Source organism: Micromonospora endophytica (assembly GCF_003236305.1).
Classification (GTDB): Bacteria; Actinomycetota; Actinomycetes; order Mycobacteriales; family Micromonosporaceae; genus Micromonospora; species Micromonospora endophytica.
On record NZ_POTX01000244.1, the window covers coordinates 1 to 8690 of the forward strand.

Sequence of the window (8690 nt, forward strand, 5' to 3'; positions counted from 1 at the left end):
GGGGCGGGTGTCGGTGATGCCGGCGAGGCGGCGGGATTCGCGGCGGGCGACCCAGCCGTAGCCGAACAGGGTCATCGCGGCGAAGATCCACCACTGGACGACGTAGCCCAGGTTCTGCCAGTTGTTGGCGTGCCCGACCGGCACCGCCTTGAACACCGGGTCGGCGGCCGGGGTCTGCTCGTCGAGCAGCAGGTACGCGCCGTGCACCGGGTACGGCAGCTCCGCGGCGAGCTTGGGGATGGCTACCCGGCGGGTCTCCAGTCGGCCGTCGCGCCGGGTCACCGTGCCGGCGCCGCTCTCGCTGGCGTGCACCCGCCCCTCGACTGTCACCTCACCGGTGGGTGCCGCCGGCACCTCCGGTTGGACCGTCGCGCCGCCCGGTGCGGGCGGGATCCAGCCCCGGTCCACCAGCAGGGCGGTGCCGTCGGCCAGCACCAGCGGGGTGAGCACCTCGAAGCCGACCTTGCTCTCCACGGTGCGGCCCCGGACCAGCACGACGTGATCGGTGTCATACCTGCCGGTCACGGTGACCCGGGTGAAGGTGCGTTCCTCGGCCGGCGGTGCTCCGGCGGTGCCGGGGCCGCCGGTCGGCGCGGGCACTGCCTCGCGCAGCGGCACCGGGGCCATCCGCAGGCCGGCGTCGATCCGCTCGTTGACCGCCGAACGACCGTGATAGCGGTCCAGTTGCCAGTTGCCGAGCAGCACCATCACCGCAGCCGCGACCAGGGCCAGCGCGAGGATGCCGAGCCAGCGTGGCGTCAGCAGGAACCGGTACACGCCGTCGAGGCTACCGCTATGACCGGGGCCACTGCGTCGGGCCGGGCCGGAATGGGAGGGGCGACGGGCGACGTGTGCGCGTCGCGGGGGTCGGCTATCGTCACGCGGGCGGAGCGCGCCGACGGTCGGCACGCCGTCCGCTCGCGAGGAGTCGATGATGACCGTCGTGCCGCGTCTGGTGCTCAGCGCTCCCTCCTCCGGACACGGCAAGAACGCGTTGGCGATCGGCCTGCTCGCCGCGTTCGCCGACCGGGGCCTGGAGGTGGCCGGGTTCAAGATCGGCCCGGACCAGGTGGACTCGGCCTATCTCGGCCTGGCCGCCGGCCGTCCGGGGCGCACCCTGGATCCGCGCCTGGTCGGCACCGACCGGCTCGCCCCGCTGCTGTCGCACGGCGCTTCCGGGGCCGGCATCGCCGTGGTGCAGGGCAGCATGGGCCTGTACGACAGCCTCACCGGCCGCTGTGAGACCGAGTCGACAGCGGCGGTGGCCACCGCGCTGCGCAGCCCGGTCGTGCTGGTGGTCGACGTCGCCGCGATGGGGCAGTCGGTGGCCGCCCTGGTGCACGGCTTCCGGGCGTACGACGAGCAGTTGTGGATCGGCGGGGTGATCCTCAACCGGGTCGCCTCCAGCCGCCACGAGGCGCTGCTGCGCGAGGCGCTCGACGACATCGGCGTACCGGTCTACGGCGCGCTGCGCCGCCAGGACCTGCCCTCGGTGCTGCCGACCCGTCGGCACGGGGTGGTGCCCGCGATCTCCCGGTCCGGCGAGGCCACCAAGGCGGTACGCCGCCTGGGCGAGGCGGTGGCCGCGACTGTGGATCTGGAGCGGCTGCTCGGGCTGGCCCGGTCCGCCCCGGCGTTGACCGGCCAGCCGTGGTCGCCGGAGCCGGCGGCGGAGACCGACCCGGTGGCGTCGGGCCTGCCGCCCGGCGCCGACCGGCCGATCGTCGCGGTGGCCGGTGGACCGGGCGGCAGCTTCGGTCACGCCGAGGCGACCGAGTTGCTGCGGGCCGCCGGCGCGGAGGTGGTGACCCTCGACCCGTTCGTCGACGAGGTGCTGCCGGCCGGCACCCGGGCGCTGGTGGTGGGTGGTGCCCTGCCCGAGTCGTACACCGAGCAGCTCTCCGCCAACCGCCGCCTCTGCATCGCCGTCGCCGAGCTGGCGCGGACCGGTCGGCCGGTGGTCGCCGAGGGCGCCGGCCTGCTCTGGCTGGCCCGGGAGGTGGACGGGCTGCCGATGTGCGGTGTGCTGGACGCGATCGGCAGCGTCCGGGACGGGCTGGTCGTCGGCTACCGGGAGGCGACCGCGCAGAGCGACAGCGTGATCGTCAGCCGGGGCGAGGTGGTGGCCGGACACAAGGAGCACCGGGCCGTGCTCAGCCCCCGGGCCGGGCAGCGGCCGGCGTGGAGCTGGCCGGGTGGCACGCCGGAGGGGTTCGTCTGGCGTGGGGTGCACGCCTCGCAGCTCGTCGCGCACTGGGCGGCGCAGCCGAGGTTCGCGGCGCGGCTGGTGGCCGCCGCGGCGACCGACGCGCCGGTCAGCCCACTATCCGGTCCGACGGTGGGGCAAAGTCCCGAACCGGTTTCCCCTTGAGCGCGTCGCGGAGCGTGTTCGCCACCGCCGCGATCGGGATCTGCGACTGGCCGTCGCCCACCGCGTTGAACGGGTTGTCCGGGTCGGAGATGAAGCTCGCCGCCGCCAGTTCCGGGGTGTAGCCGACGAACCAGGCCGACCGGGTGCTGTCCGTGGTACCCGTCTTGCCCGCCACTGGGCGGCCGACCGTGCCGCGTACGCTGTCCGCCGTCGACCAGCCGCCGCAGCCGCCCTTGGCGGGTGTGTCGCCGGTGGGGCAGCGGGCGGCGTCGGTCGCGGCCCGGGCGGCGTCAGCGCTCACCACCTGACGGCAGCGGGGCTTGGCCACCTCCCGGGCGATGCCGCCGGCCGTGGTGTAGGTGGCAGGTGTGCCGTCCCGGTTGTAGATCGCGGAGACCGGCATCGCCTCGCAGTACCGCCCGTCGGCGGCGACGGCGGCGTACGCGTTCGCCATCTCCAGCGGGGTGGCGTCGGAGACGCCCAGGGTGAACGCGCCCCACTTGTTCGCCTTCGACGGTGAGGCGTGCTCGCGGTCGACGTCGGTACGCCAGCGCAGCCCCAACTGCTCGGCGAGCCGCACCGCCCGTTCCGCGCCCACCTGCTCCTCCAGCCAGACGAAGTAGGTGTTCACCGACTTGCCGAAGCCGGACCACATGGTCTGGGTGCCGCTCATCGCGCCGCTGGCGTTGGAGGGTTGCCAGCCGTCGTAGACCTCGGACCGGTAGCTGTGCGGCGCGTTGAAGGTGGTGTTCAGGGTCATCCCGGCGTCCAGCGCGGCGAGCATGGGGAACATCTTGAACGTCGATCCGGCCTGGTAGCCGGGCAGGTCACCGCCGCCCATCAGGGGTGCCACCGTGTTCGGGTAGTTGGCCCGTACGTTGGGGCCCGCCTCCGGGTTGGAGCTGAGCGGGTTCTCGTTGACGTCCAGCGAGTAGGTGCGGTTCACCGCCATCGCCTTGACCCGCCCGGTGCCGGGTTCGGCGACCACTATGCCGTTGGCGAAGGGGCTGCCGGTGTTGCCCTCGGTGCCGACGTTCTTCTCCGCCGCGGCCTGGATCTTCGGGTCCATGCTGAGCACGATGCGGTAGCCGCCACGGCGGAGCTTGTCCATCCGTTCCAGCCGGTTCGCGCCGAACGCGGGCTGCGCGCTCCACCAGTTCTTCAGGTAGTCGCAGAGGAAGCCCCAGCTGTTCCACTTCTCCGGCACGCCGGCGCAGTCGTTGGGCGGGTAGCTCAGCTTCAGCCGGATCGGCTCGGTCTTCGCCGCCGCGGCCGAGTCCGGCGACAGATAACCCAGTCGGGTCATGTTGTCCAGCACGTAGTTGCGGCGGGCGGTGGCTTCCTTCTGGTCCGAGCTGGCCGGGTCGAACTGCGACGGCGACTTCACCAGCCCGGCGAGGGTGGCCGCCTCGACCGGGGTCAGATCCTTCGGAGTCTTGGAGAAGAAGATCTCGCTGGCGGCGTAGATGCCGTACGCCCGGTGCCCGAAGTACGCCGAGTTGAGGTAACGCTCCAGGATCTCCTCCTTGCTCAACTCCTTCTCCAGGTCGACAGCCATCCGCATCTCCTTGACCTTGCGGACCGGGGTCTGCGCGGTGGCCTCCTGCACCTCCTTCGGGCTGTTGGCGCTGTCCCGCAGGGCCATCCGGACGTACTGCATGGTCAGCGTGGAGGCCCCCTGGGAGACGCCGCTGGAGCGGGCGTTGGCCACGAAGGCGCGGGCGACACCCTTCGGGTCGACGCCGTGGTGCTGGTAGAACCGGTTGTCCTCGGCGGCGACGATGGCCTGCTGCATGTTCGGCGAGATGTCCGTGATCTTGGTGTACTGCCGGTACTCCTCGTAGAACATGGTCAGCACGGTCTTGCCGTCCGGCGCGTACAGGTAGGAGGTCTCGGCGGGCAGGGCGGTGGTCAGCAGCCGGGTCTTGCTCTCCACGGCGTGCGCGGTGGCCTTGGCGCCGAGGCCGGTGACGGCGACCACGGGGTACGCCACGGCGGCGACCACGAGGCCGGCGATCAGTCCGGCGCGAAGGAGAGGAACGAGACGACCAGCGGCAGCGAGGGGTCGGTTGCTCACACCGCCAAGTTATGACATTTCCGATTTGTTTATGAGAAATACTCATGAAGTGATGAGTGGTGATACGCCCCACCCTCCGGGCGGCTGTCCCCGACGCCGCCTTCCCGGCAGGATCGCGGACATGCACGCTCAGCTGACCGGCGCCGCCACCGGACCGGACCCTGCCGACGCCCCGGACGCGGGTGACGACTCGGTCGATCTCGGCCACCACGGCGACGTGGAGGTGGGGGAGGGGCTCGTCGATCTCGCCGTCAACGTGCGGCGGGACCCGCCCCCGCGCTGGCTGGCCGAACCGATCGCGGCCTCCCTGGCCGACCTCGCCGCGTACCCGGACCCCGGCCCGGCCCGCGCCGCAGTCGCCGCCCGGCACGGCCGACCACCCGCCGAGGTGCTGTTGACCGCCGGCGCGGCCGAGGGCTTCGTGCTGCTCGCCCAAGCGTTGCGCGGCATCCGCCGGCCGGTGGTGGTGCACCCGCAGTTCACCGAGCCGGAGGCCGCGCTGCGGGCCGCCGGGCACACCGTGCAACGGGTGCTGCTCGACCCGGCGGACGGCTTCCGGCTGCACCCCGACCGGATCCCCGCCGACGCCGACCTGGTCATGATCGGCAACCCGACCAATCCCACAGCCGTGCTGCACCCCGCCGCCGACCTGGCGGCGCTGGCCCGGCCGGGGCGGGTGCTGGTGGTCGACGAGGCGTTCGCCGACACCACCGTCGCACCAGACGTACCGGGCGAACCGGAGTCCCTCGCGGCACGCCGGGACCTGCCCGGACTGCTCGTCGTGCGCAGCCTCACCAAGACCTGGGGGCTGGCCGGGCTCCGCATCGGCTACCTGCTGGGCGAGGCGGCGCTGCTGCGCCGGCTGGCCACCGTACAGCCGCTCTGGGCGGTCTCCACGCCGGCCCTGGCCGCCGCGACCGCCTGCGCCGGCCCCGAAGCGGTCCGGGCCGAGCGCGCCATCGCCGCGCGGCTCGCGGCCGACCGCGATCACCTGGTCACCCGGTTGTCCACCCTGCCTGGCGTACGCGTCGCAGGCCGCCCGGCCAGCGCTTTCGTGCTGATCCACCGACCCGGCGCCGACCGGCTCCGCGACGAGCTGCGTCGGCGTGGCTGGGCGGTACGCCGGGGTGACACCTTCCCCGGCCTGGGCCCAGACTGGCTGCGGATCGCGGTGCGGGACCGGGCGACCACCGACGCGTTCGTCACCGTGTTGGCGGAGATCCTGGAGGCATGATGCTGGAGAGCACGATCGCGGGGACCGGCCCGCTCGACGAGTCGGCGATGACGGCGGCCCGCCACCTACAGGACCGGCTCACCAAACCGGCCGGCTCGCTCGGTGCGCTGGAAGATCTCTCCGTACGCCTCGCCGGCCTGGCCGGCGCCTGCCCGCCGCCGCTGCCCAGCCCGGCCGCGGTGGCGATCTTCGCCGGCGACCACGGCGTGCACGCCCAGCGGGTGACACCCTGGCCGCAGGAGGTCACCGCGCAGATGGTCGGGAACTTCCTGGCCGGGGGCGCGGTGGTCAACGCGTTCGCCCGGCAGACCGGGGCCACGGTCACCGTGGTCGACGTCGGCGTGGCCACCCCGTTACCGCACGCCGAACCGGACCCGGCCGATCCCGCCGCCGGTCCCGGCGGTGCGGCCGACACCGGCGTGCCTCGGCTGGTCAGCGCCGCCGTCCGCCGGGGCACCCGGGACATGACAGTCACCGCCGCGCTGACCCGCGACGAGGCGCGGGCGGCGGTCGAGGTCGGCATCCGGACCGCCGAGGACCTGATCGACGCCGGGGCGGGCATCCTGCTCACCGGCGACATGGGCATCGCCAACACCACCCCCGCCGCCGCCCTGATCGCCGCGTTCACCGGCGTCGACGCCGCCGAGGCGACCGGCCGGGGCACCGGGGTGGACGACCAGACGTACCAGCACAAGATCGAGGTGGTGCGCCGCGCGCTGCGCCGGCACCACCCGGACCCGGCGGACCCGCTGGGCGTGCTGGCGGCGGTCGGCGGACTGGAGCATGCCGCGCTGACCGGGCTGCTGCTCGGTGCCGCCGCGCGCCGCGTACCGGTGTTGCTGGACGGGGTGATCGCGGTCGCCGCCGCGCTGGCCGCCGTGGCCTTCGCCCCGGACGCGGTCGGCGCGATGATCGCCGGTCACCGCTCCGCCGAACCCGGTGCCACAGTCGCGCTGCGGCACCTCGGCCTCACCCCGCTGGTCGACCTCGGGCTGCGACTCGGCGAGGGCACCGGCGCGCTGCTGGCCCTGCCGGTGGTCACCGGCGCGGTCCGGGTGCTGCACGAGGTCGCCACCTTCGACTCCGCCGGGGTGGCCGAGAAGTGACAGCGAATCCCTACCCTCTCGGGCTCCGGCTGGCCGGACGGCGGGTGGTCGTGGTCGGCGGCGGCGCGGTCGCCACCCGGCGCGTACCGGCGTTGCTCGACGCGGGCGCGGACGTGCTGCTGGTGGCACCGGAGATCACCCCGGCGCTGCGCGCACACGTCGACGCCGGGCGGTTGCGCTGGCTACCCCGCCCGTTCAGCCCCGACGACCTGGACGGGGCCTGGCTGGTGCACGTCGCCGTCGACGACCCGACCGCCGCCGCCTCGGTCAGCACCGCCGCCGACGAACGCCGGATCTTCTGCGTACGCGCCGACGACCGCACCGTCGCGACGGCCTGGACCCCGGCGGTGACCCGGCACGGCCCGGTCACCGTGGCGGTCCTCGGCGGCGGCGACCCCCGCCGGGCAATGACCGTCCGTGACGCCATCCGCACCCTCCTGAGTGCAAGGAAGGGCCCCCTGTTAACGGATTCGGTAGAGGAAGGGCCCCCTATTAACACCGCAGCCGGCACCGCAGCCGGCACCGCGGCCGGCACCGCAGCCGGCACCGCGGCCGGCACCGCAGCCGGCACCGCGGCCGGCACCGCAGCCGGCGCTGCGGCCGGCGCTGCGGCCGGCGCTGCGGCCGGCGCTGCGGCCGGCGCTGCGGCCGGCGGAGTCGGCCGGGTCGCGCTGGTCGGCTCCGGCCCCGGTGATCCCGAGCTGATCACCGTCCGGGGCTGGCGGTTACTCACCGAGGCCGATGTCGTGGTCGCCGACCGGCTGGTGCCGGGCCTGCTGCTCGACGAGTTGCGGTCGGGCGTGGAGCTGGTGGACGCCTCCAAGATTCCGTACGGCCCGTCCCGTACCCAGGAGGAGATCAACCGGATTCTGGTCGACCGGGCGCGAACAGGTGCCTTCGTGGTCCGCCTCAAGGGCGGTGACCCGTACGTCTTCGGACGTGGCGGTGAGGAACTGCTGGCCTGCGCCGAGGCGGGGATACCGGTGACCGTGGTGCCCGGCGTGACCAGTTCGATCGCCGCCCCGGCGGCGGCCGGCATCCCGGTCACCCACCGGGGGGTGGCGCACGAGTTCACAGTGGTGTCCGGGCACCTCGCACCCGATTCACCGGCCTCGCTTGTGCGCTGGGGCGCGCTGGCGCAGCTGCGCGGCACGCTCGTCATCCTGATGGGGCTGAAGAACCTGCCGGCGATCACCGCCACCCTGCTGGCCCACGGGCGGCCGGCGGACACCCCGGCGGCCGTGGTCCAGGAGGCGACCACCGGCGCGCAGCGGGTCGTCCACTCGACCCTGGGCCGGGTGGCCACGGAGGCGACCGCAGCGGGCCTGCGCCCACCGGCGGTCGTGGTGGTGGGCGACGTGGTGGGCGCACTCGGCGCACCCGGCGCACCCGGCGCACCCGGCGCACCCGGCGCACCCGGCGCACCCGGCGCACCCGGCGCACCCGGCGCGCCCGGCGCGCCCGGCACCGCCCCGACCTGACCCGTACCGCAGCAGCGCAAGCTCGGAGAGCCGGCCGCTCAACCGGTATCACCCGCCACCCGCTTTGCCCTGCTTGACCGTACGCACCGAAAACCGGTCGGAACCGTTGCGTGGGTTGAAGCAGCGCAAAGCGGGTGGCGGGGAGTGGTTGGCCGCCGAGGCGGCGTGTGGGCGCGCTGAGGCGGCGTGGGCGCGCGAGGGCTCCGAGACCGCGTCCGAGGCCGCAGCGCGGGCGGGGTGCCGGGGTCGCGCGCGGGGGTGCCTAAGAGAGACCGGCTATAGGTGGTGGCGACGCAGGTTGGGGCCTGGTGATGCGTTGCCTGGGTTGGTCGGCAGGGCGGGTTGCGGCATGTCGCGGTGTTCGGGCCGATCGGGTGGGCGCGGGTTGCGGCATGTCGCGGTGTCCCGTCCGGTGAGCGGC

5 protein-coding genes and 1 pseudogene are annotated in these 8690 nt (G+C 74.1%); 4 read left to right on the top strand and 2 right to left on the bottom strand.

Going from position 1 to position 8690, the window contains the following annotated elements:
- Positions 1–777 (bottom strand): SURF1 family cytochrome oxidase biogenesis protein (locus tag C1I93_RS25300; protein WP_111245791.1); only part of this gene is annotated, 777 nt, incomplete at its 3' end.
- A gap of 157 nt (positions 778–934) precedes the next feature.
- On the opposite strand from C1I93_RS25300, the gene C1I93_RS25305 reads away from it, so the two are divergent.
- Complete coding sequence (locus tag C1I93_RS25305; RefSeq protein WP_111245792.1) at positions 935–2371, top strand: cobyrinic acid a,c-diamide synthase CobB; 1437 nt, start codon at positions 935–937, stop codon at positions 2369–2371.
- Here C1I93_RS25305 and C1I93_RS25310 read toward each other — a convergent pair.
- Positions 2316–4448, bottom strand: a complete 2133-nt coding sequence (locus tag C1I93_RS25310; RefSeq protein ID WP_111245793.1) for a transglycosylase domain-containing protein — start codon at positions 4446–4448, stop codon at positions 2316–2318. The genes C1I93_RS25305 and C1I93_RS25310 overlap by 56 nt on opposite strands.
- Positions 4449–4569: 121 nt before the next feature.
- Between C1I93_RS25310 and cobC the strand changes: the two genes are divergently transcribed.
- From cobC to cobA, 3 genes and pseudogenes are all read left to right on the top strand, one after another.
- On the top strand, positions 4570–5682 hold the full coding sequence (cobC, locus tag C1I93_RS25315; RefSeq protein ID WP_111245794.1) for an Rv2231c family histidinol phosphate aminotransferase CobC: 1113 nt from the start codon (positions 4570–4572) through the stop codon (positions 5680–5682).
- A complete protein-coding gene (gene cobT / locus C1I93_RS25320) occupies positions 5682–6788 on the top strand; it encodes a nicotinate-nucleotide--dimethylbenzimidazole phosphoribosyltransferase (protein WP_111245795.1) in 1107 nt (368 codons plus the stop codon). The genes cobC and cobT overlap by 1 nt, the downstream gene beginning before the upstream one ends.
- Positions 6785–8161: pseudogene (cobA, locus tag C1I93_RS25325) on the top strand (uroporphyrinogen-III C-methyltransferase); the annotation flags it as partial. The gene cobT and the pseudogene cobA, both read left to right, overlap by 4 nt.
- Positions 8162–8690: the final 529 nt, after the last annotated feature.

What these genes read in the sequence shown, in the direction of transcription:
- C1I93_RS25305 (WP_111245792.1), top strand. Translation starts at nt 935, where the DNA reads ATGACCGTCGTGCCGCGTCTGGTGCTCAGCGCTCCCTCCTCCGGACAC.
- cobC (WP_111245794.1), top strand. Translation starts at nt 4,570, where the DNA reads ATGCACGCTCAGCTGACCGGCGCCGCCACCGGACCGGACCCTGCCGAC.
- cobT (WP_111245795.1), top strand. Translation starts at nt 5,682, where the DNA reads ATGCTGGAGAGCACGATCGCGGGGACCGGCCCGCTCGACGAGTCGGCG.